This is a genomic window from Streptomyces marianii (assembly GCF_005795905.1).
Lineage (GTDB): Bacteria > Actinomycetota > Actinomycetes > Streptomycetales > Streptomycetaceae > Streptomyces > Streptomyces marianii.
Genome location: NZ_VAWE01000001.1, coordinates 7,377,578 through 7,403,996, shown reverse-complemented (window position 1 = coordinate 7,403,996; position 26,419 = coordinate 7,377,578). Strand labels below are relative to the sequence as shown.

Below are 26,419 nucleotides of genomic sequence, written 5' to 3'. Positions count from 1 at the left end.
CCCGTCATGACCGCCGGAAGCCGCCTTCCGAGTCGATGGCCCGTCCCGTGACCCGCTCGGCCTCGTGCGTTCGCCGGCCGGGAGCTGAGCCGTACGGGGTCGTCCGGCGTGCCCACCGGCCTGCCGGGAAGCGCGCGGCGACCTCCTCGTACGCCTCGCCCGTGAGGTGGTCCGTGTCGACGGGGCGGGGGCGACGGTGTTCACGGTCAACCGAGTGAGCCTCCGCCAACTTGAAATCGCAGGTCAAAGAGCTGGTGTGACCGTTCCTCGGGGTGCTCATGCTGATCGTGGGCGGGAGTCCACCGCGGAGATCATCTGTCAGCGGTTGACTTCGAGGTTCGTCAAGACGAGCAGGGCTCGCAGGAGCTGGGTGGCGTGGGCGGGGTCGGTGCGGAGCTTGGCGAGGATCCGCCAGTTCTTGAGGTGGGCGAAGCCATGCTCGACCGGCGCGCGTCCCACGGCGAGGACGCGGTTGGCTTCCTTCTCGCCTGGGGTGAGCTTGTGGGTGCGGCTGGCAGCGTAGCCGGTGACGATCACGGGGTCGAAGATGTCGTTGTCCAGGCCGCGGAAGCCGAGGTCAGCCAGCGCCCCGAGGCCGGCGGCGCGCAGGTGGGCCAGGATGTGGTCGTGGCGGGCGGCGGTGTTGTCGTGGGTGCGACCAGGCCGCGCGGCGGATATCCAGATCAGGCGCCCGTTCTCGTCGGTCAGGGCGAGGAAGTGCAGGCCATGAGTTCGGTGCTTGCCGGAGTAGTTCCGTCGGTCGGCCTTGCCGGTGCGACGCTGGGTACGGATGAGGGTGCCGTCGATCAGGACCACCTCCCCGTTCTGTTTGGCAACCTTCTTCAGGGCGCGGTCCAGGCGCGGTGCCTGGGCGGCGAGTATTCCGATCAGCTCGTCGCGCCAGCGGCGAACGGTGGACTCGGACACATCGTTGCCGCCGGCCATGTCGGCCAAGCGCTGGTCGTGGCGCAGCACGGCCAGGACGATCACCGCGATTTTCCCGGGCGGCAGGATCCGCCATCTGGATCGGATTACTTTCAGGTGGCGCCGCAGGAGATCAGCGAGGTGGTTGACGGTCCGCGTGGACAGCGACAGATGGCACTGGTAGACAATCGGGCGGGTGTCCTCGGCGTACTTCTTGGTTTTCGTCACACAGATCCAACGGCCGCCGGGGGCACCCCGGTTACGCGCGTGAGCCGCTCCGAGTGGCGGTGCTGCTCGTCACAGGCGGGTGGTGAACCGGCCGTCGGGCAGTTTGCGCAGCCAGCCGCGGTCGACGAGTCTGCCCAGCTTGCTGCGTAGCGGTTCCAGCTAGGACCGCACGCTGACATCCACTCCTACCGCCTCGCCGACCTCGCGGGCCATGACCGGTCCGGCAGCCTGCCGCACGGCGGCGAGGATGCGCTGATAGTCCGGCGGGAGCATGGTCTGCTCCATGTCCGATGTTCGGTGCGGGATCAGCATCACCGCTCGTCCGCCCACCTGTCCGGGTGCCGGTGCGGCCGGAACGCGCTCGCCGGCGAGCTGTTCGCTCATCCGTTCAAGAACCCGCTCGGCAACGGCGAGCTCGTCCCGCTCGGCCCGCACCTCCGCCAGCTGCTTGGCCAGCTGTTCCTCGAGTTCGTCGAGCTCCGCCCGCCGCGCGGTGATCCGTTCCAACAACTCGGGATCCAGCATGCAGCGGATCGTAGAGGGCTGTCCGCCCGCAGCAAGCCCAAACCGGCGAAATGACCGCTTCCCAAGACCGTATGCCCGACAGTCTGACGCCTATGACCAAAGTAAGCAGGTCAAGATCAGGTAATCGGCCGACTCTGATCAGCCGACCGCAGTACATGATGCGGCAGCCACAGGAAGACGATCACCAGATCGGGTGCCATACGCGCAGATCGGCGTGCTTTGCGTGCGTTCCCGCCCATCCTGGAGAAGTCCCCAAGGCACGATCATGAAAGGTCGGCTCATGACCACCACGATGCAGGACCTCATCACCACCAAGCTCGAGCGCAATTTCGATGCCATGGACGCCAACCACGACGGCTACGTGGACTGGTCGGATTACCAGAAGCTCGGCGACCGCTACATCCAGGCCTACGGCCTCAGCCGTGACGACCGGCGGGCCAGGGCCCTCCAGAGCTTCTGCCAGATCTACTGGCTGGAACTGCTGCGCCACGCGGGCGTGGACGGCGACCGGCTCACGAAGGACCAGTTCGTCACGGCCAACCGCCTCGCAGTCATCGACACCAGCCGGCTCAACATCACCGACGGCGGTGGCCACGCGATCTTCGACGTCATCGACGTCGACGGCGACAACGAGATCACCAAGGACGAATTCGCCCGCTTCCTGAGGGACGTCTGGAAGAGCGAAGCACCCGACGCCATGGACGCGTTCACCAAGCTGGACACCGACGGGGACGGCGCCATCTCCCGGTACGAGTTCATCCGCGCGATCCGTGAGCACTTCCTCTCCAGCGACCCGGACGCTCCAGGAAGCCTCTTCTTCGGGCGCGTCTGACCCACCTCCTTCGCGGCGTTCAGCGGGGGCGGCCGGAACTACCCCGGCCGCCCCCGGTCTTTTGGGTACCAGCGGGCGACACCCCGCTGCGCGAGACCCACGAGTCGCTGGCAAACGATCTACATCGCAGACAGCCATTCCCGACCAGCACAAGCACCCGCGAGAGCCGGCCACGCCAGCCCTTCGACCTGCGACTTCAAGTTGGCGGAGGCTCAGTGCTCCGCGAGAGCCGTGGCGAGTGTCCTGGCCGCGGAGGCCGAGGCGCCCTCGGCGAGGGCGTTCCGGCCGTGCAGTGCCGCCGAGCGCGCGGCACCGCACGGCGTCCGCCGAGGGGCGAGGGTCCGGTGACCGCGCGTCGGCCGGGTGCATCGGGCCGCCTCGCCTCAGCGACCCCGGTCGTCCCCGGCCACGTGTACCGTCAGCGCGGCGGCCCGCCGCGCCCCCGCCACCACCGAAGTCCGCCGCCCGCTCCTTGACCGTCCCGAGGAGGTCCCGGCCGGATCGGCGCACTCTGCTCGGTGACGACGAGCGCTTTCGCACTCCTCGCCCCTCCCCCGGCGGACGCTCAGCCGCCGACCGGGGCCGAGCGCAGCCGCACGGCCGACCCGTCGCGCTCCTTGACGACCTCGAGCTGGGCGGGGATCCGCCGGCGCAGATCGCCGACGTGGCTGACGATGCCCACACTGCGGTCGCGTTCGCGCAGTGAGTCGAGGACGTCGAGCACTTCGTCGAGGGTCTGGTCGTCGAGGCTGCCGAAGCCCTCATCGATGAAGAGGGTGTCCAGGCGCACACCCCCGGCCTCCTCGGTGACGACGTCCGCGAGGCCGAGGGCGAGGGCGAGGGAGGCGAAGAACGTCTCGCCGCCGGACAGCGTCGCCGTGTCCCGCTCCTTGCCGGTCCACGCGTCGACGACGTGCAGACCGAGCCCGGAGCGCTTGCCTCCGGCCCGGGCGTCCGAGTGCACCAGCGTGTAGCGGCCCGCGGACATGCGCTGCAGCCTTACGCTGGCCGCCGCCGCGACCTGTTCCAGCCGGGCCGCCAGGACGTACGACTCCAGTCGCATCCGGTGTTCGTTGTCGGCGGAGGTGCCCGCAGTGAGGCCGGCCAACCGGGCGACGCGCTCGTACTCGTCGCGCAGTGGACCGAGCCCCCGGGCTTCGTCCGCGGCCCGCCGGGAGAGCCGGTCGAGCTCCGCGCAGCGTTCGCGGGCGGAGTCGAGGGCCGAGACCGCGTCGCGCAGCGCACTCTCGGCGGCGTCGGACGCGTGGAGCGCGGCCTCGGGCGCGGCAGGCGGCAGCCCCGCGGCGGAGCGGGGCTCCGGTTCGGCGAGGCGGTCGGCCACCGCGGCTTCCTCGGCCTGCCAGGCGTCGAGCCTCCGCTGGAGTTCGTGCTGTTCCGCGTCGGCGAGGAGCGCGGCGGCGGCCTCGGCGGGGGTGTCGTACCCTGCCCGGAACGCCGCGTCGGAGAGCCGGTCGTCGGCCTCCTTCAGCCGGAGGGCCGCGGTATCCGCCGCGCGAACGGCCTCGGCCGCCCCGGACAGCAGCACGATACGGCGTTCCAGCAGCGCGGTCCGCTCGGCGACCGTCCCGGAGCCGCCGACGGCCCGGGACACCTCGGCGTCCAGCGCGGCCTGCTCGTTCAGGAGCGCTTCCCGCCGCGACGTCCGCGCGACGGCGCGCCGTTCCGCCTCCTGCCGTGCCGCCAGCCGCTCGCCGTACTCCCGTTCGGCCCGGGCCAGTTCCTCGCGGACGGCGTGCGTACCGGCCGCCAGCGCGTGGGCGTCCCGGTGCTCGCGCTCCAGCCGGGCGACGACGGATTCCAGGTCCGCGACGGCCGGGGCGGCGTCGTCCCCGGCGGCGGTCCCGTGGACTTCGCCGTCGTGGTCGGCGACGGCCACGGGGTGGGGCGGCGGCCCCTCCGCCGCGGCCCGGGCCGGGGCGGGATCGGTGTCCGACAGGACGTCCTCGGCGCGGCGGCCGTCCGGTGCCGGGGCTGTCTCGCCGGCCGTGGTCCGGTCGCCGGAACCGTTCCGCCGCCCGCTGTGGCGCAGGTCGTCGGGGGCCGCGGACGGCGACGGAATGCCGGGTTCCGGCCGGGACGGCACCGTGCGGGGCCCTCCGCTCTCACGCACGTCCGCGGAACCGGACTCACGCGCCGCGTCTCTCGCAGCCGTGAACGACCCGCGCAGCACGGCCAGTTGCCGCTCCGCCTCGGCCCGGTCCCCGTCGGCGGCGGCGTACGCCCCGTACGCCGTGTCCTCGGCCGCGCGGTCCACGTGCTCCGAGCCGGCCTCGGCCGGTGCAGGGTGCTCCGCGGAACCGCAGACGGCGCAGGGTCGCCCGGGCTCCAGCCCCGAGGCGAGTTCGGCGGCGATGCCGCGCAGGCGGCGCTCCTTGAGGTCGAGCCAGGTCTCGCGGGCCGAGTAGGCCCGCTCGCGAGCGGTGCGGAGGCCGTCCTCGACGACCTCCGCCAAGGCGGCGAGGCGGTCGCGTTCACGGGCGGCGGACACGCGGCGGCGGGCGGGTTCCAGCCGTCCTGCGAGGTGTTCGGCCCGGGTGGCGGCGTCCTGCGCGGCCTCGATCCTGCCCTGGAGCGCGCGGCGCACCGAGTCCCAGTCGGCGAGCCAGCCCTCGGCCTCCTGGAGGAGTCCGTCGTCGTGCCGGGCCCGGCGGTCCAGTTCCTCGCGTTCACGGGTGATGTCGGCACTGCGCCGCTCCGCGCGCCGCGCGGCGTCCAGGCCGCCCAGTTCCTGGCGCAGTTCGCGCTCCGCCCCGGAGAGCTCTTCCGCTCCGGCGTCCACCAGCGCCGCGGGAAGGGCGGCCCTCACCTGCTGCCAGGCCGTGTCGGCGGCCCGGTGCTCCCGTTCCGCCTCCTCGCGCAACCGGAGTGCGGGTCCGACCAGTTCGGCCTTTCGGGCCTGCTCCAGTCGCGCTCTCACGCGTTCGAGCGCGGGACGCCGGTCCTCCAGCTCCCCGGCCCGACGCACGGCGTCGGCGTGACGCTGCTGAAGTGCGGCCAGCTCCCGTTCGGCGTCCAGGGCGCGCCGGGCGTCGGACTGTCGGGTCTCGGCCGCGGACCGGGCCGAAGCCGCGACGGCGAGGGACTCCCGGGCGCCCGAGCGGGCCACGGCGGCCCACTGCAGCACGGCGCCGGCCAGGCCGGGTTCCCCCGGCCGGTGCGCGGGGGCGGGCCAGTCCCCGGCCGCGCTCCCGGCCGCCTGCCGCATCCGGTGGGCCAGGGCCAGCAGCCGCTCGTCCCCGTCGCGCACCTGCTGCTCGGCGGTGCGGCGCAAATCGGCCAGGCGCTCCTCGACCAGGGCGAAGCGGCGAGTGTCGAACAGCCGGCCGAGCAGTTTTCCGCGCGCTTCGGCGTCCGCCCTCAGAAAGCGCGCGAAATCGCCCTGCGGCAGCAGGACGACCTGGCAGAACTGGTCCCGGCTCATGCCCACGAGCTGGGCGATCTCCTCGCCGATCTCCTGGTGGGAGCGGCTGAGCGCCTTCCATTCGCCGCGCCCCGCGTCGTACTCGCGCAGCCGGCTCTGGGCCTTCTCGGTGGTGAAGCCGGTGCCCTTCTTCTTGGGGCGGGGCTGTGCGGGCTGCCGGGTGATCTCCAGCCGGCGGCCGCCCACGGTCAGGTCCAGGCACACCTCGGTGTACGTGCCGACGGAAGCGTGATCGCTGCGCAGCGAGGTACCGGGGCTCTGCCGGGCACCGGGGACAGCGCCGTAGAGGGCGTAGCAGACCGCGTCCAGGACGGACGTCTTCCCCGCCCCGGTCGGCCCGTGGAGCAGGAAGAGACCGGCGGAGGACAGCGCGTCGAAGTCGACCCGCTGCCGTGCGCCGAAGGGCCCGAAGGCGGTGATCTCCAGCCGGTGCAGCCTCACCCGGCCACCTCGCGGACGGACGTGTCCACCCTTACGTCGTCGAAGGCCCCGCGGAGCACGGCCCGTTCGCGCTCGTCGGGGCCACTGCCTCCGCGGACATGGGTCACGAAGTCCTCCGCGATCTGGTGGTCGTCACGGTCGCGCAGCCGCTCGGCGTAGGAGGCGACGGCGTCCTGGCCGCTGCGCTCGGGAGCGAAGACGAGGCTCAGGGTGTGGGGGAAGCGCCCGGCGAGCCGCGCCATGGGCTCGGCGGGCCGCACCGGGTCGGTGACGGTCGCCTCGACCCAGGAATCCTCGTGGCGTGCCAGCGCCGGATCCGCCAGGAGCTCCTCGAGCCGGCCCTCGATGCGGGCGAGCGGCCGGGGCACCGGGCAGTCCAGCCGTTCCGCCGCGATCTCGCCGGCCGGGCCCAGCTCGACGAGCCACATGGTCTTGCGGTGGTGGGCCTCGGAGAACGAGTAGGCGAGCGGGGAACCGGAGTACCGCACCCGCTCGTTGAGCGTCTGGCAGCCGTGCAGATGGCCCAGGGCCGTGTAGTCGAGGCCGTCGAAGAGTCCGGAGGGGACGGCCGCGACGCCGCCGACGGTGATGTCCCGCTCGCTGTCGCTCGGTTCGCCGCCCGCGACGAAGGCGTGCGCGAGGACGACGGAGCGGGTGCCCGGAGCCCGCTCCGCGAGGTCCGCCCTCACCCGGTCCACAGCCGCCCCGAGAACGGCCTCGTGGCCCGCCGTCTTCGCGCGGAACTCGTCCCGTACGAGGGCCGGTTCCAGATAGGGCAGTCCGTAGAACGCGACGTCGCCGTGCGTGTCCCCCAGCACCACCGGGGTGGCGCAGCCCGCCGGGTCGGTGCGCAGATGGATCCCGGCGCGCTCGATCAGCCCGGAGGCGACTCCCAGCCGGCGGGCCGAGTCGTGGTTGCCGGAGATCATCACGGTGGGCACGCCCGCGTCGGCGAGCCGGTGCAGTACGCCGTCGAACAACTCCACGGCGGCCAGGGGCGGTACGGCCCTGTCGTAGACGTCACCCGCCACGAGCACGGCGTCCACGTCGTGTTCGCGCGCCGTCGCGACCAGGTGGTCGAGGAACGCCCCCTGTGCGCCGAGCAGGCTCACCCGGTGGAACGAGCGCCCCAGGTGCCAGTCCGACGTGTGCAGAAATCTCAAGAAAACGGCTCCGACCTGATCGTGTCCCCTCCCCGGCCCGAAAGCCGGCACCCGGCGGGCGCGAGGTCCGCCGGAAGCACCGACCACGTTAGCGGCGGCGGCCGCCCGCTTCCCCGGAGGGCTCGGTTTTCACCCGTTTCCGGGAGTGATCCCCTCGATCCGGGCCGCGCTGCCCGGCTTCGGACGTCTCATGCCGTTCAGACGTCTCCGTACGCCTCTCCGCCGAGCTCCAGCCCCGCCGTCCCCGCGGTGGCGTCCGCGAGCCAGGCGCGGAAGGCGTCCACGTCCGAGTCCGGCAGGCCGATCTCGATCGTCACGGCCTCCCCGTACCGCACGCCCCGGACCTCGCGGCCGGTCGCGCGCAGATCGTTCTCGACCTTGCCGGCGCGCTGGTGGTCGACGGTGACGGTGGCGAGCCGGAAACGCCGCCTGGTCACGGTGCCGAGTACGTCCAGGGCCTCGCCGACCGCACCGCCGTAGGCGCGGATGAGCCCGCCGGCGCCGAGCTTGACGCCCCCGTAGTAGCGCGTCACGACGGCCACGGCGTAGCGGATGTCACGACGGAGCAGCATCTGCAGCATCGGAACGCCGGCCGTACCGCCGGGCTCGCCGTCGTCGCTCGCCTTCTGGACGGCGGCGTCGGCGCCGATGACGTACGCGAAGCAGTTGTGGGTGGCGGTCGGATGCTCCCCGCGGACGCGTGCGACGAAGTCCTGCGCATCCCGCTCGGTCGCCGCCGGGGCGAGCGTGCAGATGAAGCGCGATCGGTTGATCTCGGTCTCGTGCGCGCCCTCATCGGCGACCGTCAGGTACTGCTCCCGCATCCCGCCACCCTATGCCGCTCTCCGGCCCACCCGGGCGGCGGGCGGGAATGGCGGGCCCGGGGGCCCGGTTGTCCCGGGCATGTACGCAGACGCAGAGACGATCCGGAAGATCCTCACGCGGACGGGTGACACCTGGGCCGTGGTGGGGCTGTCGAACAACACGTCCCGTGCCGCCCACGGGGTGGCCGCGGTGCTCCAGCGCTACGGCAAGCGCATCGTGCCCGTGCACCCGAAGGCCGAGACGGTACACGGCGAGCGGGGGTACGCGTCGCTGGCCGACGTTCCGTTCGACGTCGACGTGGTGGACGTCTTCGTGAACAGCGGACTGGCGGGCCACGTGGCCGACGAGGCCGTGGCCAAGGGCGCGAGGGCCGTGTGGTTCCAGCTGGGCGTCATCGACGAGGCGGCGTACGAGCGGACCCGTGCCGCGGGCCTGGAGATGGTCATGGACCGCTGCCCGGCGATCGAGATCCCGCTGCTGGACTGACGCGGTCCGGCCCGGGAGTCCTGCAGGCGCCGAGTCGTCCGCGCACGGCGTCGTTCACGTCGACCCGGACCCTGGAGGGCACCGGTCACGCGGCGAGGGCCCGACCCGCCCCGCCGCTGCGGCGGGCCGCCGAGCGTTTCCAGGTCTCGCCGACCACGGCCCAGCGGTGGGCCGACCGCTATCGCGTTCACGGGGAAGCGGGCCTTGCCGACCGGTCCTCCCGCCCGCACCACAGCCCGCGCCGGACCCCGACCCGCACCGAACGCCGGATCATCAAGGTCCGCGTCCTGCGCCGGTGGGGCCCGGCCCGCATCGCCCACCTGCTGCACCTGGTGCCCTCCACCGTGCACCGCGTCCTGACCCGCGACCGGCTGACCCGGCTCACCCACCCGGACCGGGCCACCAGCCACGTCATACGCCGCTACGGTCGGGAGCGGGCCCGGTCGTCGGGGTCGCCGGTGGGTGCACGCATACGGGCAGGCCGACAGCGGACGGGGTTCCCGCCGCCGGGCGTCTCAGCGGACGGGCGGGATGGAGACCGCCATGGTCATCTCCACCGTCCGGGTGCCCGCGTTGCGGTAGACGTGCGGCACGTTCGCCTCGTAGGTGGCCGAGGTGCCGGCGGGCACGGCATACGGCTCTCCGTCGACCACGAGGGTGAGCTCCCCCGAGGTGACGTGCAGGAGTTCCACCGTGCCGTCGGGATGGGGATCGGAGGCGCTCTCCTCGCCCGGCATCAGCGTCCAGGCCCACAGCTCCAGCGGGCCGCGCGCCTCCGCGCCGACGAGCAGGGTGGTCGAGCTGCCGCCGGGGGTGGACCACATCCGGACGGCCTGCTCGCGCGGCACGAGCTGGACCTGGGGGCCGCTCTCGTAGTCGAGGAGCGTGGCGATGCCGACTCCGAGCGCGTCGGCGAGCTTGACCGTCGTGCCCACGCTCGGGTTGGTGCGCGCCTGCTCGATCTGGATGATCATGCCGCGGCTGACCCCCGAGCGGGCGGCGAGGGCGTCGAGCGTGAAACCCCGCTCGCCGCGCCAGCGTTTGAGGTTGCGGGCGAGTGACTGTGTGAGCTGGTCGAGGTCCGACACATTCCGTCCAATATATTAAATGGATAAGTTCAATGTATTGCACTACGGTGTGGTGCACCCGATCGTTCACCGAACTGTACTGCGAGGCATTGATGACAGCACTGTTCGCCCTGGCCACCAGCCTCCTGTGGGGGCTGGCCGACTTCGGCGGCGGACTGCTGACGCGACGCACGCCCGCACTGACCGTCGTGGTCGTCTCGCAGACGGTCGCCGTGGCCGTTCTCGGCGCGATCGTCGCGGCGACCGGCGGCTGGAGCGAGACGGGCCCCCGGCTCTGGTACGCGGTGGCCGCCGGCGTCGTCGGGCCGGTCGCGATGCTGAGCTTCTACAAGGCGCTGGCACTCGGCCCCATGGGGGTGGTCTCCCCACTGGGGTCGCTCGGGGTCGTCGTGCCCGTCTCGGTGGGCCTGCTCCTCGGCGAGCGGCCCGGTCTGCTCCAGTTCGCCGGAATCGGCGTGGCCGTCGTGGGCGTCCTGCTCGCGGGCGGCCCGGAGCTGCGGGGCGCGCCCGTACAGCGCCAGGCGGTCCTGCTGACCCTGCTCGCCGCGTTCGGCTTCGGCTCCGTCATGGCGCTCATCGCCGAGGCGTCGACCACGATCACCGGCCTCTTCCTGGCGCTCTTCGTCCAGCGCGTCACGAACGTCCTGGTGGGTGGCGCGGCGCTGCACGCGTCGGTGAAGCGGGGCGGCCGCGCACTGCCGGAGGACGGCGGGCGGGGTCTGATCGTCCGCTCGCTGCCGGCCCTCGCCTTCGTCGGCCTGGCGGACGTCGCCGCGAACGGTACGTACTCGATCGCCGCACAGCGGGGCCCGGTAGCGGTCGCGGCGGTGCTCGCCTCGCTGTACCCCGTGGTCACGGCCCTGGCGGCGCGCGGCGTGCTCAAGGAGCGGCTGCGCGCGGTGCAGGCCGCCGGCGCCGGGCTCGCGCTCGTCGGCACGGTCCTCCTGGCGACGGGCTGAACGGCGCGTCCGGCGGACCGGTCCCGCCGGACGGCGGACCGGTCAGCGCTCCTCGAGCTCGGCGAGGGCGACCAGCTGCTCCGGAGTGACACCCTCCGGGATCGGCAGGGGCGCGGGGGTCCTCAGCGGTGGCTGCCAGCCCTGGACCGGGTCCCAGCTGCGGACCACCTTGGCCGGCGCCCCCGCGACCACCGCGTGGTCGGGCACCTCACCGCGGACGACGGCCCCGGCGGCGACCACCACGTTGCGGCCGAGCCGGGCTCCGGGCAGGATCACCGCGCCCGTGCCGAGCCAGCAGCCGGGCCCGATCTCCACGGGCTCGGCGCGCGGCCACTGCTTGCCGACGGGCGTGTGCGGGTCGTCGTAGCTGTGATTGGTCGAGGTGATGTAGACGTACGGTCCGCAGTACGTGTCCGAGCCGATGGTCACCGCCGTGTCGGCGATGACGTGACTGCCGCGGCCGAGCACCACGCCGTTGCCGAGGGTGAGGATCGGATCGGGTCCGAGATCGAGGCCGGGCATCATGCCCGCGGTCAGCGTCACCTGCTCCGCGATGATGCAGTGCTCGCCGAGCTCGATCCACGCCTCACCGAACACCGTTCCCTGCGGGAACGCCAGCCGGGTGCCGGTGCCGATCCTGCGGAAACGCAGTGGCCCGGGCCGCTCCGCGGTCACCGCACCCGCTTCCCGCGCCCAGGCCCAGCCGCCGTGCACGGCCCGCGACAGCAGCCGCCGCCACCAGGCCGCCGGCGGGGAGAACGTGTTTCGGTTTTTCGGCACCAGGACACGTTAGTGGGCCCGGATGCGAGCGGCCCGGGGCGCGTGCTGTGATCTTCGCCCCACGCCGCACGGCGCGCGGAATTGCGAGGGGCGGCCCAGACGGCAGTCTGGGGTGGGGGAACCTGCGTATCCGTGACGAGGGGACGAGGGGAAAGGAGCAGGGTGGCAGCAACCAGCGAACCGCTCCGTGATCTGGTGAGGCGTCATCGGGAACCGGCGGTCGTCCAGACGGTGCGGTCCACCGCCGCCGCGGTCGTCTCCTACGTCATCGCCCTTCAGCTGAGCGGCGAGGCACTACCCCTGACCGCGCCGCTCACAGCACTCCTCGTCGTCCAGGTCACCCTCTACTCGACGCTCACCACCGGCATCCGGAGGGTGAACTCGGTCGTGGCGGGCGTGCTGATCGCGATCGGCTTCAGCGCCCTGGTGGGGCTGAGCTGGTGGAGTCTGGGGCTGGTGATCCTCGCGTCGCTGGTGATCGGGCGGTTCGTGAAGGTCGGCGAGTTCGTGCCCGAAGTGGCGATCAGCGCCATGCTCGTCCTCGGCGTGACGCAGGTGACCGAGACGGGCTGGGACCGGGTACTGGAGACGTTGATCGGTGCCGTGGTGGGGCTGCTCTTCAACGTGCTCTTCGTGCCGCCCGTCTGGGTGAGCGACGCCAGCGCCGCGATCAGCGACCTGTCGGAGCGGATGCGGGGGCTGCTGGGGCACATCGCCGAGGAACTCGGCGAGCACACGCCCGTGGCACGGGCGGCGGCCAGGCTGCACGAGGCCCGCCGGCTCGACCACGACATCGTGCAGGTCGACGCCGCGCTGCGGCAGGCGGAGGAGAGTCTGCGGTTCAACCCGCGGGTCAAGGAGCCGGTGCTCTCCCGCGTCGTCCTCAGAACCGGGCTGGACGCGCTGGAGATCTGCGCCGTGATCCTGCGGGTCTCCTGCCGGACGCTGACGGACCTGGCGAAGACCCAGCCCCGAGGGACGATCTTCCCGCCGGCCGCGACCAAGGGGCTGCAGGATCTGTTCGGTCACCTGTCCGCTGCCATCGCGGCCTTCACGGCACTGATCACCACACAGATGTCGGTCACCGGGGCGGACGCCGAGGCCCGGCTGTCGGAGGAGCTCGCCGAGGGGCGCGCCTGCCGGGACCGCGTCGCCGCGATGCTGCTCGACGACCTCCGCGAGGACCACACGAACTGGCAGCTGCACGGGGCCCTGCTCGCGGAGGCGGACCGGATCCTCGACGAACTGGACGTGGAGAAGCGCTCCGAACGCCTCATCGAGGAACTGGACCGGCACGGCCGCGAGCGCCTGTCGAGCCGCAGGTGGCTCGATGACGTGAAGGTCCGGATCCGCCGAAGCGTGGGGCGGAACGGGGGCTGAGGCCGGTGTGCGGGTCGTCGCCGCGTCGGGGGACCGGGGACGCACCGGGGCGGCCGCACCGGCACGGCGTGCGGTGCGGCCGCCCCGGGCATGAGCGGCGTGGGCCGACTCAGCGGCCGGACTTCTTCATCCGCTCGCCGGTGTCGTGCGCGGCCTCATGGGCCTTGCCCGCCATCTGCTCGCCACGGCCCTCGACCTGCATCTGGCGGTCGCCCATGGCCTTGCCGGCGGTTTCCTTCATCTTGCCCTTGGCCTGCTTCGCCTTGGCCTTTGCCTTGCCCATGTCGGTTGTCCCTTCAGCGTGGGGGGTGGACTGGCATGTCCAACCCTGCGCCCCTCACCCAGGGTTCGCAATCCGTGACGGTGTGCACACGGGCGGTCGAGGGGCGGCCGTCAGTCCGGCGGCTCGGGGGTCGGACGCGTGCCCGGTTCGGGGTCGGCGGGCGGCGCCGGCTCCGGCGACGGCTCGGACGGCTGGGGGTCACGCGGTACGGGATCGGGCCCGCTCGGCACCGGTTCGGGCCCGTCCGGGGGCGGTTCCTTCGGGGTGGTCATGACTGCGCCTTCCGGGTGTTTCGAAGGTCGGTCGGGTCTTGCGCGCATCCGGGTACCCCTGCGGCGGCGGGGAATGCCCGAACGGGATTCCCGGGGTGCGCGACTCCGTCGCGGGGCCGGCAGAGCGGCTCGCCGTGTGCCGTACCGCTCGCCACCCGGCTTCTTCGGCCGTTCCGTCGCCCGCTGCGTCCGCCCGGGGTTTCCTTCCCCCGCCGGCCGGACGAGTGCGGGAGCGGACGGCCGGGGAGCCGAGGCTCCGTCGCCCTCGCCGTCAGCCGTCGAGCGCCGCCCGGTGGCCCTTCGCCAGCTCCAGGTACATCGCCGCGTTGAGGTTGATGCCCTCGCGCTCCTCGTCCGTGAGCTCGCGCTTGACCTTGGCGGGGACGCCGGCGACGAGGGACCCCGGCGGCACGCGCATGCCCTGCGGCACCAGCGCCTGCGCCGCGACGAGGGACCCGGCGCCGATGTGGGCGCCGTTGAGGACGGTCGCGCCCATGCCCACGAGGACGTCGTCCTCGACGGTGCAGCCGTGGAGCACGGCGTTGTGACCGACGGAGACGCGTGCGCCGACGGTCACCGGGAACCCGGGGTCGACGTGGACGGTGCAGTTGTCCTGGATGTTGCTGTCGGCCCCGAGGACGATCGGCCCGCAGTCGGCGCGCAGCACGGTGTGGTACCAGACGCTCGCGCCCGCCTCCATGGTGACGTCCCCGATCACCACGGACGTCGGCGCGGTGAACGCCTCCGGGGCGATCCGCGGTTCCTTGCCGCCGACCGCCGAGATCAGTGCCCGCTCGCGCTCAGCCATCGTCTTCTCCTCACCGCTGCTACTTCCGTGCCGCGCCCACCTGCACCGTAGGCGATGCCGCGGCCGCGCCGTCCTCCGGGGCGGTCGCCGCGGCGTCGTCGGCCCGGGCCGCCCCGGCGCGCGCGGCGGCCTTCTTCGCCCGGCTCTTCAGTACGAGCATCGAGGTCAGGCCGAAGGCCACGGCGAGGACGAGCCCCAGCCAGGAGAAGCGCTTCAGCCACGCCTCGGCGACGATGCCGACCGAGTACACGACGGCCGTCGTGCCGCCTGCCCAGAGGATGCCGCCGAAGACGTTGGCGATCAGGAACTTCCAGTACGGCATGCGGAGCACGCCGGCGAGGGGGCCGGCGAAGATCCGCAGCAGGGCGACGAAACGGCCGAAGAAGACGGCCCACATGCCCCATTTCTGGAAGGACCGCTCGGCCAGCGCGATGTTGGCCTCGCTGAAGTGCTTGGGGAACTTGCCGCCGCACCAGGCCAGCAGGGGCCGTCCGCCCCTGCGTCCGATGGCGTAGCCGATCGAGTCGCCGATGATCGCACCGGCCGTGGCGCAGGTGCCGAGGACCCAGGGGTTGATGTCGCCGTGCTGGGAGGCGAGGAGGGCCGAGCTGACGAGGACGATCTCGCCCGGTAGCGGAATCCCGAGGCTCTCGAGTCCGATGACCGCGCCCACCAGGACGTAGACGGCCACCGCCGGCACGGTCTCGAGCCACTCCTGGACGTGCAACGCAGGATCCTCCCGTCGTCCCGGGCGCCGGCCCGTGGTCGAGGAGCGGATGCCCGTGCCCGTGTGCGAACGGGCTCGGGCTGCCCGGCGTGCGCCCCCTGCGGCGCACGCCGGGCAGCCTACCCGGAGCGGAGGGGCGTCCCCGCATCCGGCCACGGTCGCCGCTGCGGAGTCCGGCGTCCGAGAAGGGCGCGGCGACCCGCCGCCTTCGCCGCGGGCGGCTCGCGGACGGCCGCGCCCGGGGGCGTGTCAGCCGTTCGGGCGCAGCGTCCAGACGACCGTCATCTCACCGGTAACCGCGTCGTCCGAGTCACGGGTGATCGCGACGGTCACCGGGAACTCGGGGCGCCCCCCGGCGTCCAGTTCCGCGACGACCTCCGCCACGGGGCGCCCGAGGGTCGCGGTGGCGGTGACGACGCCCTTGGCGAGCTTCCTGTAGGCGATCTCGGCCGTCACCGCGAGCGGCACGGCACGGGTCAGCTGCTCTCCGAAGGCGGCGAGCACGATCGCGCCGCTGGCGGACTCGGCGAGCGTGAACATCGCCCCGGCGTGCGGCCCGCCGACGTGGTTGTGGTAGTCGGCCTGGTCCGGCAACCGGACGACGGCACGCTCGGCGGAGGTCTCCAGGAACTCCAGGTTCAGGGTCCCGGCCATGGGGACCGTGGCGGCGAGCAGCTCACCGACGGACATCTGGTCTGCACTCATACACCGGATGTTACCCACGAGTAGCAGAGCTTCGCCATCCCCTCACAGGGGCGGACGTGCCACCGAACACGCCGCACCTCTATGGTTACTCGCCATGTGGCCAGGACAGCAGCCGCCCGGGGGCGAGCAGAACCCGCAGGACCAGAACCCCTACACGCAGCCGGGGTACCAGCAGCCGAACCCGTACCAGCAACCGGGCTACCCGCAGCAGCCCGGGTACCCGCAGCAGGGTTACCAGCAGCCCGGTCCGTACCAGCAGCCGACCGCGCCGCAGTACACCGTCCCCGGACCGCCGCCGTCCGGCGGCCCCTCCCCGGACAGGAAGAAGACGGTCGTCCTCGCGATCGTCGCCGCCACGGCCGTGGTCGCCGCGGCCGTGATCACCGGCGCACTGGTACTGCAGGACGACGACGAGGGCCCGGAGGCCTCGGGCGGCGGCAAGCCCGCCGCATCGTCGTCACAGGCCACCGAGGCCCCCTCCCCCACCGACAACCCGCGCGACGGCTCAGGCGGTGCCGAGCCGACGGTCCCGGGCTGGAAGGTCGTCACCAACCCCAAGCACGGCACGCAGTTCGACGTGCCGGAGGGCTGGGAGGTCGCCGGCACGGGCGTGGCCACCGGCTTCGAGGACGAGAAGAAGGGCGACGGATCGCCCGTCGTCGTGATGACCGCGCCGGCCTACTTCAAGAGCAAGTGGTGCTCGGTCGACTCCGACCTCGACGGCAAGGCCGAGGACACCGGACTGGGCGCGACGGGCACCAAGGGCGGCCAGGGCGCGAAGGACACCGCCGAGGCCGCGTACAACGAAGCCGGCAACTGGGTCTGGGCCGCCTACGCCCAGACGGAGCCCAAGGGCACCGTCAAGGTCACCAAGGCGCAGCCGTACACGACCAAGTCGGGGCTCAGCGGCCATGTCGCGACGGCGACCGCGATCGGGGTGAAGAAGGAGAACAAGTGCGACAGCGACGGCAAGGCGATCGCCTTCTCCTTCAAGAACGCCAAGGGTGACTTCGCCTCCTGGGTCCTGTACGCCAACAAGGGTGTGACCGGCGAGATCCCGGACGCGACGATCCAGCGGATCCTGGGCACCGTGCGGCTCGCGGAGCTCCCGTCGTCCTGAAACCCGTTTGGCAAGCGGAGGCGGCGGCGGCGATAGTCCCCGGGTGACTTCTCGTACGCCGCTCCCCCGCCGCCGTCCCGAGTGGGTCGGCCGCAACTACTCGCTGCTGACCGCCGCCGCGATCGTCACGAACCTGGGCACGCACGGCGCGCTGATCGCGGCGGCGTTCGCGGTACTGGAGTCCGGCGGCGACGGCGGCGACGTGGGCCTGGTCGCTGCGGCCCGCACCCTCCCGCTCGTGCTGTTCCTGCTCATCGGCGGGGCCATCGCGGACCGGCTGCCACGGCACCGGGTGATGGTGGCCGCCAACGCGCTCAACTGTGTGTCGCAGGCGGCGTTCGCCGCGCTGGTGCTGGCCGGTGATCCGCAGCTGTGGCAGATGATGCTGCTCACCGCGCTCTGCGGCACGGGGCAGGCGTTCTTCAACCCCGCCGCCGAGGGCATGCTGATGTCCACGGTCGACGGCGAGCACGCCGGCCGGGCGTTCGCGCTCTTCCGGATGGCGATGCACGGTGCGGGCATCGGCGGCGCGGCACTCGGCGGGGCCATGATCGCCGCCGTCGGCCCGGGCTGGGTACTCGCCGTCGACGCGGCCGCCTTCGCGGTCGCCGGCGCGCTCCGCGCGTTCCTCGACGTCGGTCACATCCCGGAACGGGCTCCCGGCGACGGACTGCTCGCCGATCTGCGGGACGGCTGGCGCGAGGTGACCGGCCGCCCCTGGCTGTGGTCGATCGTGGCGCAGTTCTCGGTCGTGGTCGCCGTCGTGGGTGCCGCCGACGCCGTGTACGGGCCGCTGGTCGCCGAGGAGTCGCTGGGCGGAGCACGCCCGTGGGGTCTGGCGCTGGCGGCGTTCGGCGCGGGCACGCTGGGCGGGGCGCTGCTGATGATGCGCTGGAAGCCCCGGCGGATGCTGCTCGTCGGCACGCTGTGCGTGTTCCCGCTGGCGCTCCCCTCGGCGGCGCTCGCCGTGCCGGTGCAGATCGGTGCCCTGATCGTGGTCATGTTCGTCAGCGGTGCCGCGATCGAGGTGTTCGGCGTCGCGTGGATGACCGCACTGCACCAGGAGATCCCGGAGGAGAAGCTGTCCCGGGTCTGTGCGTACGACTGGTTCGGTTCGACCGCCATGCTGCCGCTGTCGACGGCCCTGGCCGGACCGGCGGAGAGCTTCTTCGGCCGGGAGACCGCCCTGTGGGGCTGCGCGGTGCTGATCGTCCTCGTGACGGCGCTGGTGCTGCTGGTCCCGGACGTACGGAATCTGACGCGCCGTACGAAGCATGTGGCCGGCCACGGCCCCGGCCCGGCACCGGCCGCCGGAACGGCCACCGAGCTCCACACGCAAGAAACCATGTACCCGGCCCCGGCCCCGGCCACGCCGGCGGCGGAGGATCCGTGAGCCGCACCGCCGCTCCCCCAGGCAGCGGCCGGGCGTCCGCCTCCGGGCTCCACGGCGCCGGTCAGCCGATGCCGAACGATCCCGCCGGCGGCTCGGGCGACCCCGTCGCGTCCTCGTCGCCCACGGGCCGGGCGGCTCCGATGAAGCTCCGCAGGCCGTCGCCGTACTCCACGCGGGCGGGAAAGACGTCCGACGCCGTGCGGCGCGCCAGGGCGGCGACGTCGATCGGCGTGTGCGAGGCCAGCAGGACCGCGTTGCCGAAGCGGCGTCCGCGCAGCACTCCCGGCTCGGCGACCAGGGCGAGCTCCGGGAACACGTCCGCGAAGGTGGCCAGTTGGGAGCGGAGGAATCCGAACGGGGCGCTGTCGGCGAGGTTCGCCGCGTAGACCCCGTCGGGTCGGAGGGCACGGCAGGCGGCCCCGGCGTACTCCCGGGAGGTGAGGTGCGCCGGTACGCGCGAGCCGCCGAAGACATCGGCGATCAGGACGTCCGCCGAGTTCTCGGGCGCCCGCTCCAGCCACGCGCGTGCGTCCGCGGCGTGCACGGATATCCCCGAGCCAGGCGGCAGCGGAAGTCGTTCCGCGACCAGTGCCAGCAGTCGGCAGTCCGCCTCCACCACGTCCTGCCGTGAGCCGGGGCGGGTGGCCGCGACGTACCGGGGCAGGGTGAGGGCACCGCCGCCGAGGTGCAGGACGTCCAGCGGTGCGCCCTCTTCTCCGGTCCCGTCGAGGACGTGCGCGAGCCGCCGTGCGTACTCGAACTCCAGATGCGTGGGATCGTCCAGGTCGACGTAGGACTGGGGCGCTCCCTCCACGGTGAGCAGCCAGGCGCGGGGCCGGTCGATGTCGGGAAGGAGTCTGGCGGTGCCGTTGTCCACGGCGCGCTCGACGGGAATGGGATCGTCCACCCTGCCCATTGTCCGCCCATGGACGCCCCCGCGAACGCCGGAGGGTCTCGGGGCCGGAATGGGGCCGGAAAGGGCCCGGTACTCGGCGGTCGGCGGGGGTTCAGACCGGCAGGACCGCCCGTACGGCGTCCGCGTGCGCAACCGCCTGGGCGCGGCCTGCACGGGCGGCGGGCGCCCGGCGCGCGGGGTCGAGCACGTTGCGCCCGAACGCCCTCCGGGCCGCGCGGTCCGGGGTGATCAGCACGACGCGCGCCCCGGCCGCGGCGAGCCGGGCGGCCTGGGCACGTGCGGACGGCACGGGGCCGCCGCCGACCGAGATGGGCGCGACGATGACGACGGTGCCGTACCCGGCCGCGAGATCCGCGTTCGTGGACGAGCGCACCCCGCCGTCGATGAAGCGCCGCCCGTCGATGGTGACGGGCGGCCAGACTCCCGGCACGGCGCAACTGGCGCCGACGGCGTCGAGCAGGCCGACCCCGCTCTCCCGGTCGAACGCGTGGAACTCCCCGGTGACGGCGTCCACCGCGGTGACGACGAGACGGCGCGCCGCGGGCCATTCGTGGGTGAGGAGCCGTGCGGCGAAGACGGCGCGGCGTGCCTCCTCCGGCTCGGTGCGGGCGGACAGCGCGAGCCGTCCCATGCGCGCGCCGTACGCCTCGGCGTCCCGTGAGCGCAGCACCCCCCAGACGTAGCGGGCGAGCACGGCGGGCCCCATGCCGGCGGGAACCTCCCCCTCCGGGTCGGCGAGCTGACGCTCATACAGCTCCGGAAGGGTGAGCAGTCCGGAGGAGAGCTGGACGCCGACCACGGATCCCGCCGACGTACCGACGACCAGATCGGCCGCGCAGACGTCCGCCCCGGCCTCGGCGAGACCGTGCAGGACGCCGATCTCCCAGCCGATGCCGGCGAGCCCGCCCCCACCCAGCACGAGCGCGGTCCCCCGTCGCCCCGACGGTGCTCCCCCGTCGGTACCCCGCTCCGCACCTCTGTGATCCATGTCCGCCATGGATGCAGTGTGACGTGTACGGGGCGGATCCGCCGCCCGTGGTGACGGGCGGCGGATCCCGATCGCGTCAGCTCCGCCGCCCGTGGTGACGCACGGCGGATCCCGATCGCGTCAGACCAGACCGGTGACGGTACCCGCGCCCACGGTCCGGCCGCCCTCGCGGACCGCGAAGCCCAGGCCGGGCTCCAACGGCACGTCACGGCCCAGCTCGACGGTCATGTCGACCGTGTCGCCCGGCCGGGCGACCGCCGCCCCGCCCAGGTCCACGTCCCCGACGACGTCCGCGGTCCGGATGTAGAACTGCGGCCGGTAGCCGGTGGTGATCGGTGTCGTCCGGCCTCCCTCACGGCCGGACAGCACATACACCTGTGCGGTGAACCGACGGCTCGGCGTCACACTGCCGGGAGCGGCCACCACGTGGCCGCGGCGGACCGCGTCGCGCGGAACGCCCCGCAGCAGCAGGGCCACGTTGTCCCCGGCCTCCGCGGAGTCCATGGGCTTGCCGAAGGTCTCCAGACCGGTGACGACCGTGGCCGTGTCGGCCCCGAGCACCTCGACCTGGTCGCCGACGCGGACGCTGCCCCGCTCGACCGCCCCGGTGACGACCGTGCCCCGGCCGGTGATGGTGAGGACGTTCTCCACCGGAAGGAGGAACGGCGCGTCCGTGTAGCGGACCGGCATCGGCACATAGGTGTCGACGGCGTCGAGCAGCGCCTCCACGGCGGCCGTCCAGCGCGGGTCCCCTTCCAGCGCCCTGAGGCCGGAAACCCGCACGACCGGCACCGAGTCCCCGCCGTATCCGTGCGCGGTCAGCAGCTCGCGCACCTCCAGTTCGACGAGGTCGGTCAGCTCGGGGTCGCCCGCGTCGGCCTTGTTCAGGGCCACGACGATGTGGTCGACGCCGACCTGACGGGCCAACAGGACGTGCTCCGCGGTCTGCGGCATGATCCCGTCCAGCGCGGAGACGACGAGGATGGCGCCGTCCAGCTGGGCGGCACCGGTGACCATGTTCTTCACGTAGTCGGCGTGCCCGGGCATGTCGACGTGGGCGTAGTGCCGGGTGTCGGTCTCGTACTCGACGTGCGCGATGTTGATGGTGATGCCGCGGGCGGCCTCCTCCGGGGCGCGGTCGATCCTGTCGAACGGCACGAAGGTGCCGGTCCCGCGCTCGCTGAGGACCTTGGTGATGGCCGCGGTCAGGGTGGTCTTGCCGTGGTCCACGTGGCCCATGGTGCCGATGTTGAGGTGCGGCTTGGTGCGCACGTATGCCGTCTTGGGCATGGCTGTCGCAGTTCCTTCCCGGAACTCGAACGTTGGACTCCGCGTCGCGGAGGGGGACCCCTGGGCCGTACCGACCCTCCCCCTGCGGGGTCCGCCGGACGATCCGGGGAGAGTCAGCGTCGGGCGCCGTCGGCGGCTGCCGATGCGGCGGCCGCGACGAAGGCGGCCGCGACGGCGAGGGCCGCGGGGAATGCCGTGGAGGCGGGGAAGCGGGCAGCCTTCGGCGCGTCCGCGACTGCGGACGGCGCTGCGGGGAAGGTCTGCCGGAACATGCGTCGATGATCTCCGACGTCGCCGGCGCCCGTCGAATGGTTTTCCACAGCCCGCCACGGCGGGCCGTGGCGGGCTCCGCCGGACGTCAGAGGTTCTTCAGCGCTTCCCGCTCGGAGAGCGGCGCGAGCCGGCCGCGGGCGGAGTCGACGAAGGCGCGTACGGCGTCCGGGGCGGTCTTGGCGTACTCGCGCAGGCTCCAGCCGACGGCCTTGCGGATGAAGAAGTCCGGGTGGCCGGACCGGCGAAGGCAGTACCGGAACAGCCGCTCCTCGTCCGTGGCCTCCTTGTGGCGCAGCTGGTGGAGCAGGGCCGTCCGGGCGACCCAGAGGTCGTCGTCGTCGATCCAGCGGTCCATCACGCGGACCAGCGCGGGGTCCGCGGCGACGAGCGGGCCGACGACGTGCGCGGCGAGGGTGTCCACGGTGTCCCACCAGGAGACGGTGGTGATCAGCCGGCGCGCCACCGGGATGAACTCCGCGGAGCAGCGTCCGACGTGTCGCCGCAGGTAGTCGGCGGCGAAGTAGTGGTACTCGCGCTCGGGCAGCTCCCAGCAGCGCAGGGCGACGGCCGTGCAGTCGGCCTCCGTGGGCGCGGGCGTGCCGTCGAGGACCGTTCGGGACAGCGCGCGGCGTTCGGGCGTGCGGATCCCGAGGAAGGGCGCGACATCCTTCATGTACGCGGCAGCCTCCCGGGCCCGGACCGGGTCGGCGGCCGCCGGGTAGGTCACGGTGAGCCGTTCGAGCACCGTGTCGGCGAGGGCGCTGCGCGGCACCGGAAGCGTCATGTGCCACACCTTACGGCGATCACACCGCGCGTTCGGTTAGTCTCCCCGGATGCTCGACCCCGTCTCCGGGCCGCGCGGCGGCTTCGCTCTCCGATTCGGCCGCGTCCTTCTCTCCCCCTGGTCCCGCCTGGCCCTGCTCGTCGCCGTCCTGGCGGCCGCGGCGTCGGCGGTCATGGCGTACGAGCCGCAGCGCCTGCTGGTGGCGGGCTGGCCGCCCCAGGTCGGCGGCGCGACCGCGGTGGCGCTCTTCGCCGCGGCGTACGGGCTGTGCACCGCTGCGTTCGTCCCGCGCCCCCTGCTGAACCTGGCCGCGGGAGCCCTCTTCGGTTCGCAGGCCGGTCTGGCGGCCGCGATCGCCGGCACGGTCCTGGGCGCGGGCATCGCCTTCACCCTGGGGCGGTTCCTCGGCCAGGAGGCGCTGCGGCCGCTGCTGCGCGGCCGCCTGCTCGAGGCAGCCGACGGCCAGTTGAGCCGGCACGGGTTCCGCTCGATGCTCGCGCTGCGGCTTTTCCCCGGCATCCCGTTCGCCGCCACCAACTACTGCGCCGCCGTGTCCCGCATGGGCTATGTCCCCTTCGTGCTGGCCACCGGCCTCGGCTCGGTCCCGAACACCGCGGCGTACGTGATCGCCGGCAGCACCGCGGCCTCGCCGACATCGCCCGTCTTCCTTGCCGCGACGGGCTTCATCGTCGTCTCGGCCCTGGCCGGCGCCACCGTCGCCTGGCGCAAGCGCCACCGCCTGTCGCGCGGCGCCTGACAGACCGGCACGGGTCACCCTCGACCGCGACCGCGACCGCGGCGGCCCCGTTACCCGCCGCTGGGCGGGCATCGCCGCCCGCGTCGTCCCGGGACCGGTCGCCGAGCACCCGCTCGCTCGTCCGCCCCCGGAAGAAGTCCGTGCGTCACGGCCCGCGCGGGTCGCGTGGCACCGCCTTGCGCGGGCAGCCCCCCGAAGACGGGACCCGCTGTGCCCGGCGAAGGCCGGACGCGAGCTCCACCCGTGCTGCTGACGCTGATGGCGCGGGACGACCGGCGTTGCCCCGGCCGTCCGCCGAACCTGCCGGAGCACGAGCGCGGCGAGGGCCTCAGGCCGGTGGTGGTCTGCGCGCGGGGCGGGGACGAGGTCCCACCGGACGCGCTGACGCCGGCGTGTGCACGCGGGCGGACGGCGTCGGGACCCGCGGAGGGCCGAGCGGAGCCGTCCCCCGGCCGAGCGTTCCGGCCGGTCCAAGCCCGCGCTGCCTCCGGCGGGGCAGCCCGCCCGCCACCGCGAAACCGTCGGACGCTACGCTGCCACGCGATGGGCGCATGATCGCGGCCCGTACCCGTACCTTCCGACCTGACCAGTACTTGGACGGCTTAGCTTTCATGTCGTGGTTCGAATCACTCATCCTCGGGCTCGTCCAGGGGCTGACGGAGTTCCTCCCCATCTCCTCCAGCGCGCATCTGCGCCTGACCGCGGCCTTCGCGGGCTGGCACGACCCGGGTGCGGCGTTCACCGCGATCACCCAGATCGGCACCGAGACGGCGGTGCTCATCTACTTCCGCAAGGACATCGCCCGCATCGTCAGCGCCTGGTTCCGCTCGCTGACGGACAAGGCGATGCGCCGGGACCACGACGCCCAGATGGGCTGGCTGGTGATCGTCGGATCCATCCCGATCGGCGTGCTCGGCGTCACGCTCAAGGACCAGATCGAGGGGCCGTTCCGCGACCTGCGGCTGACCGCCACGATGCTCATCGTCATGGGCATCGTCCTCGGTGTGGCCGACCGCCTGGCGGCCCGGGACGAGACGGGCGGCAAGCACCGCGTCGTGCGGGAGCGGAAGTCGCTGCGGGACCTGTCCGTCAAGGACGGCCTGATCTTCGGCGTGTGCCAGGCCATGGCCCTGATCCCGGGCGTCTCCCGCTCCGGCGCCACGATCAGCGGTGGCCTGCTGATGGGCTACACCCGCGAGGCGGCTGCCCGTTACTCGTTCCTGCTGGCGATCCCGGCCGTGCTCGCCTCGGGCGTCTTCGAGCTGAAGGACGCGGGTGAAGGCCATGTGTCGTGGGGCCCGACCGTCTTCGCGACGGTCATCGCCTTCGCCGTCGGCTACGCGGTGATCGCGTGGTTCATGAAGTTCATCACCACGAAGTCCTTCATGCCGTTCGTCATCTACCGGATCATCCTCGGCATCCTGATCTTCATCCTGGTCGGCACCGACGTACTGAGCCCGCACGCGGGCGAATCCGGCGGCTGAACCAGGGCCGCACAGGTAGCGCCATCTGGCATTTCCTAGCGTCTGATTGCAGCACCACGCCATGATCATCTCCCACTTGTCTCCCACCGGGGAGGCGGGATACGCCCCCTAGGGCGTGTGCGTCCGCGAAGTAGGGGATGACACGGAAGGGCCCGCACTGCCGGCGGTTTCTAGCGGTCGTCGCAACACGTGGTTGTGTTGATCAGGCCGTGAGCAGTTTATGCAGGCGCTCGGCTGGGGTTTCCCAGCCGAGTGTTTTGCGTGGGCGGCGGTTGAGCTGGTCGGCGACGGCGGCCAGGTGCGCGGGGGTGTGGACCGACAGGTCGGTGCCCTTGGGGAAGTACTGCCGCAGCAGGCCGTTGGTGTTCTCGTTCGAGCCGCGCTGCCAGGGGCTGGCGGGGTCGCAGAAGTAGACCGGGATGTCGGTGGCGAGGGTGAACTCGCCGTGCCGGGCCATCTCACTGCCCTGGTCCCAGGTCAGGGACCGCTTCAGGTGGGCGGGCAGGGTCTGGACGGTGGATGTCAGGGAGGTCAGGACGCTCTCGGCGCCGTGGTCGCCGGGCAGGTGCAGGAGCATGACGTAGCGGGTGGCGCGTTCGACCAGGGTGCCGATCGCGGACTTGCCGTCCTTGCCGATGATCAGGTCGCCCTCCCAGTGACCGGGCACGGCCCGGTCCTCGATCTCAGCGGGCCGTTCGCTGATCATGACCATCGGGGTGGTGAAACGCGGCTGGCGGCAGTTCGCCTGCCTCTGCGGCCTGCGGCGGGCCCGCCCGGAGCGCAGGGCGCCTGCGAGCTCGCGCCGCAGCTGGCCTCTGCCCTGGACGTAGAGGGCCTGGTAGACGGTCTCGTGGACCACGTGCATCTCCGGCCGGTCGGGGAACTGTGCCCGCAGAGCGTGGCATATCTGCTCCGGGCTCCACTTCTCGTCCAGCATTGCCTGGACAGCGGCCCGAAGCTCGGGGTTCTCGCTGATCTTGCGGCTCTTGGGGCGGGGCCGGCGTGCATCGGCGCGGGCCTGGGCTGCGTGAGGGCGGTAGTGCCACCGGCCGCGTGCGCCGTCCGTTCGGTTGCGGCGGATCTCCCGGCTGACCGTGGACGGGCTGCGGCCCAGCTCCGCGGCGATCGCCCGCACCGTGGCCTTCTCCCGCAACCGGTCGGCGATGTGGATCCGCTCCTCCTCGCGCAGGTACCTGGACGTGCCGGAAGGCGGCGCCACCGCGGAAATCGGTGGTGCCGCCTTCTGCCGACGGTCGGCGCTGCGGCCGTTACGCCACTTGTTGCCGGTTCGCCGGTCAACACCGACGATCCGGCAGGCTTCCGTGTTGCTGTATCCCTGCTGCACGAGCCGGGAGTATGCCTCCCGCTCCCGGCGCAGCTTCACAGGCCCCTGCGCGGTCCGCACCTTGCGGATCTCGAAGTCCATCGCACCCCTTGAGCTGGGGTGTTGCGACGACCACTAGAACCTAAGGCCGTGCGGGCCCTTCCGTACAGTGCGGGCCCTTCCGTACAGAGGGTGGAGCGGGTCAGCTGAGGTTCATGTCCG

The 26,419-nt window shown here is 72.7% G+C and carries 26 protein-coding genes and 1 pseudogene; 9 read left to right on the top strand and 18 right to left on the bottom strand.

Annotation, left to right across the window (positions count from 1 at the left end):
- Nucleotides 1–318: 318 nt before the first annotated feature.
- Together FEF34_RS33530 and FEF34_RS33525 are read right to left on the bottom strand one after the other, a co-directional pair.
- Nucleotides 319–1,152 carry a transposase family protein gene (locus FEF34_RS33530; RefSeq protein ID WP_171053190.1) on the bottom strand — a complete coding sequence of 278 codons (834 nt, stop codon included), beginning with the start codon at nt 1,150–1,152 and terminating at the stop codon, nt 319–321.
- Nucleotides 1,153–1,311: 159 nt separating this feature from the next.
- Nucleotides 1,312–1,677 carry a hypothetical protein gene (locus FEF34_RS33525; RefSeq protein WP_234042645.1) on the bottom strand — a complete coding sequence of 122 codons (366 nt, stop codon included), beginning with the start codon at nt 1,675–1,677 and terminating at the stop codon, nt 1,312–1,314.
- A gap of 280 nt (nt 1,678–1,957) precedes the next feature.
- Between FEF34_RS33525 and FEF34_RS33520 the strand changes: the two genes are divergently transcribed.
- Complete coding sequence (locus FEF34_RS33520) at nt 1,958–2,509, top strand: EF-hand domain-containing protein (RefSeq protein WP_138056512.1); 552 nt, start codon at nt 1,958–1,960, stop codon at nt 2,507–2,509.
- Nucleotides 2,510–3,074: 565 nt separating this feature from the next.
- Here the strand turns inward: FEF34_RS33520 and FEF34_RS33515 are convergent.
- The 3 genes from FEF34_RS33515 to FEF34_RS33505 all read right to left on the bottom strand — a co-directional run bounded on the left by FEF34_RS33515 (nt 3,075) and on the right by FEF34_RS33505 (nt 8,379).
- Nucleotides 3,075–6,392, bottom strand: a complete 3,318-nt coding sequence (locus FEF34_RS33515; protein ID WP_138056511.1) for an AAA family ATPase — start codon at nt 6,390–6,392, stop codon at nt 3,075–3,077.
- A complete protein-coding gene (locus FEF34_RS33510; RefSeq protein ID WP_138056510.1) occupies nt 6,389–7,555 on the bottom strand; it encodes an exonuclease SbcCD subunit D in 1,167 nt (388 codons plus the stop codon). The genes FEF34_RS33515 and FEF34_RS33510 overlap by 4 nt, the downstream gene beginning before the upstream one ends.
- 197 nt (nt 7,556–7,752) lie before the next feature.
- On the bottom strand, nt 7,753–8,379 hold the full coding sequence (locus FEF34_RS33505) for a YigZ family protein (RefSeq protein WP_138056509.1): 627 nt from the start codon (nt 8,377–8,379) through the stop codon (nt 7,753–7,755).
- Nucleotides 8,380–8,458: 79 nt separating this feature from the next.
- Between FEF34_RS33505 and FEF34_RS33500 the strand changes: the two genes are divergently transcribed.
- Both FEF34_RS33500 and FEF34_RS33495 read left to right on the top strand, forming a co-directional pair.
- A complete protein-coding gene (locus tag FEF34_RS33500; protein ID WP_138056508.1) occupies nt 8,459–8,866 on the top strand; it encodes a CoA-binding protein in 408 nt (135 codons plus the stop codon).
- A gap of 116 nt (nt 8,867–8,982) precedes the next feature.
- Nucleotides 8,983–9,288, top strand: a pseudogene (locus tag FEF34_RS33495) (helix-turn-helix domain-containing protein); the annotation flags it as partial.
- 93 nt (nt 9,289–9,381) lie between these two features.
- Here the strand turns inward: FEF34_RS33495 and FEF34_RS33490 are convergent.
- Nucleotides 9,382–9,954, bottom strand: coding sequence for a helix-turn-helix domain-containing protein (locus FEF34_RS33490; RefSeq protein ID WP_138056507.1), 573 nt, complete (start codon nt 9,952–9,954; stop codon nt 9,382–9,384).
- A 92-nt stretch (nt 9,955–10,046) separates the two neighbouring features.
- Between FEF34_RS33490 and FEF34_RS33485 the strand changes: the two genes are divergently transcribed.
- Complete coding sequence (locus tag FEF34_RS33485; protein WP_138056506.1) at nt 10,047–10,913, top strand: DMT family transporter; 867 nt, start codon at nt 10,047–10,049, stop codon at nt 10,911–10,913.
- A gap of 42 nt (nt 10,914–10,955) precedes the next feature.
- On the opposite strand, the gene FEF34_RS33480 is transcribed toward FEF34_RS33485, so the two are convergent.
- Entirely contained in the window at nt 10,956–11,693 is a 738-nt protein-coding gene (locus tag FEF34_RS33480; protein ID WP_138056505.1) for an acyltransferase, read from the bottom strand.
- A gap of 162 nt (nt 11,694–11,855) precedes the next feature.
- Here FEF34_RS33480 and FEF34_RS33475 point away from each other — a divergent pair, with 162 nt between their 5' ends.
- Nucleotides 11,856–13,073: an FUSC family protein gene (locus FEF34_RS33475; RefSeq protein ID WP_138056504.1), complete on the top strand. Its 1,218-nt coding sequence runs from the start codon at nt 11,856–11,858 to the stop codon at nt 13,071–13,073.
- A 109-nt stretch (nt 13,074–13,182) separates the two neighbouring features.
- Here the strand turns inward: FEF34_RS33475 and FEF34_RS33470 are convergent, their stop codons facing one another.
- From FEF34_RS33470 to FEF34_RS33455, 5 genes are all read right to left on the bottom strand, one after another.
- Nucleotides 13,183–13,356 carry a CsbD family protein gene (locus tag FEF34_RS33470; protein ID WP_138056503.1) on the bottom strand — a complete coding sequence of 58 codons (174 nt, stop codon included), beginning with the start codon at nt 13,354–13,356 and terminating at the stop codon, nt 13,183–13,185.
- A 110-nt stretch (nt 13,357–13,466) separates the two neighbouring features.
- Nucleotides 13,467–13,628, bottom strand: a complete 162-nt coding sequence (locus FEF34_RS41610; protein WP_171053189.1) for a hypothetical protein — start codon at nt 13,626–13,628, stop codon at nt 13,467–13,469.
- 271 nt (nt 13,629–13,899) lie between these two features.
- Nucleotides 13,900–14,436, bottom strand: a complete 537-nt coding sequence (locus FEF34_RS33465; protein ID WP_138056502.1) for a gamma carbonic anhydrase family protein — start codon at nt 14,434–14,436, stop codon at nt 13,900–13,902.
- 19 nt (nt 14,437–14,455) lie between these two features.
- Nucleotides 14,456–15,163, bottom strand: a complete 708-nt coding sequence (locus FEF34_RS33460) for a DedA family protein (RefSeq protein ID WP_138056501.1) — start codon at nt 15,161–15,163, stop codon at nt 14,456–14,458.
- Between the two features lie 249 nt (nt 15,164–15,412).
- Complete coding sequence (locus FEF34_RS33455) at nt 15,413–15,868, bottom strand: DUF4442 domain-containing protein (protein WP_171053188.1); 456 nt, start codon at nt 15,866–15,868, stop codon at nt 15,413–15,415.
- 94 nt (nt 15,869–15,962) lie between these two features.
- Here FEF34_RS33455 and FEF34_RS33450 point away from each other — a divergent pair, with 94 nt between their 5' ends.
- Together FEF34_RS33450 and FEF34_RS33445 are read left to right on the top strand one after the other, a co-directional pair.
- Nucleotides 15,963–16,988, top strand: coding sequence for a hypothetical protein (locus tag FEF34_RS33450; RefSeq protein ID WP_138056500.1), 1,026 nt, complete (start codon nt 15,963–15,965; stop codon nt 16,986–16,988).
- 43 nt (nt 16,989–17,031) lie between these two features.
- The gene (locus FEF34_RS33445; protein ID WP_138056499.1) at nt 17,032–18,381 is read left to right on the top strand and encodes an MFS transporter; all 1,350 of its coding nucleotides are present in this window, start codon (nt 17,032–17,034) and stop codon (nt 18,379–18,381) included.
- A 61-nt stretch (nt 18,382–18,442) separates the two neighbouring features.
- On the opposite strand, the gene FEF34_RS33440 is transcribed toward FEF34_RS33445, so the two are convergent.
- The 5 genes from FEF34_RS33440 to FEF34_RS33425 all read right to left on the bottom strand — a co-directional run bounded on the left by FEF34_RS33440 (nt 18,443) and on the right by FEF34_RS33425 (nt 22,632).
- On the bottom strand, nt 18,443–19,288 hold the full coding sequence (locus FEF34_RS33440) for a spermidine synthase (protein ID WP_138056498.1): 846 nt from the start codon (nt 19,286–19,288) through the stop codon (nt 18,443–18,445).
- 100 nt (nt 19,289–19,388) lie between these two features.
- Nucleotides 19,389–20,294, bottom strand: coding sequence for a patatin-like phospholipase family protein (locus FEF34_RS33435; protein WP_138056497.1), 906 nt, complete (start codon nt 20,292–20,294; stop codon nt 19,389–19,391).
- 111 nt (nt 20,295–20,405) lie between these two features.
- Nucleotides 20,406–21,575: an elongation factor Tu gene (gene tuf, locus FEF34_RS33430; protein ID WP_138056496.1), complete on the bottom strand. Its 1,170-nt coding sequence runs from the start codon at nt 21,573–21,575 to the stop codon at nt 20,406–20,408.
- Between the two features lie 113 nt (nt 21,576–21,688).
- The gene (locus FEF34_RS41605) at nt 21,689–21,847 is read right to left on the bottom strand and encodes a hypothetical protein (protein WP_171053187.1); all 159 of its coding nucleotides are present in this window, start codon (nt 21,845–21,847) and stop codon (nt 21,689–21,691) included.
- A gap of 86 nt (nt 21,848–21,933) precedes the next feature.
- The gene (locus tag FEF34_RS33425) at nt 21,934–22,632 is read right to left on the bottom strand and encodes a DNA alkylation repair protein (RefSeq protein WP_138056495.1); all 699 of its coding nucleotides are present in this window, start codon (nt 22,630–22,632) and stop codon (nt 21,934–21,936) included.
- Nucleotides 22,633–22,681: 49 nt separating this feature from the next.
- On the opposite strand from FEF34_RS33425, the gene FEF34_RS33420 reads away from it, so the two are divergent.
- Complete coding sequence (locus tag FEF34_RS33420) at nt 22,682–23,389, top strand: TVP38/TMEM64 family protein (RefSeq protein WP_138056494.1); 708 nt, start codon at nt 22,682–22,684, stop codon at nt 23,387–23,389.
- Between the two features lie 611 nt (nt 23,390–24,000).
- Nucleotides 24,001–24,873, top strand: a complete 873-nt coding sequence (locus FEF34_RS33415; protein ID WP_138056493.1) for an undecaprenyl-diphosphate phosphatase — start codon at nt 24,001–24,003, stop codon at nt 24,871–24,873.
- Between the two features lie 202 nt (nt 24,874–25,075).
- Here the strand turns inward: FEF34_RS33415 and FEF34_RS33410 are convergent, their stop codons facing one another.
- Nucleotides 25,076–26,299, bottom strand: a complete 1,224-nt coding sequence (locus FEF34_RS33410; protein ID WP_138051393.1) for an IS30 family transposase — start codon at nt 26,297–26,299, stop codon at nt 25,076–25,078.
- Nucleotides 26,300–26,419 lie beyond the last annotated feature (120 nt).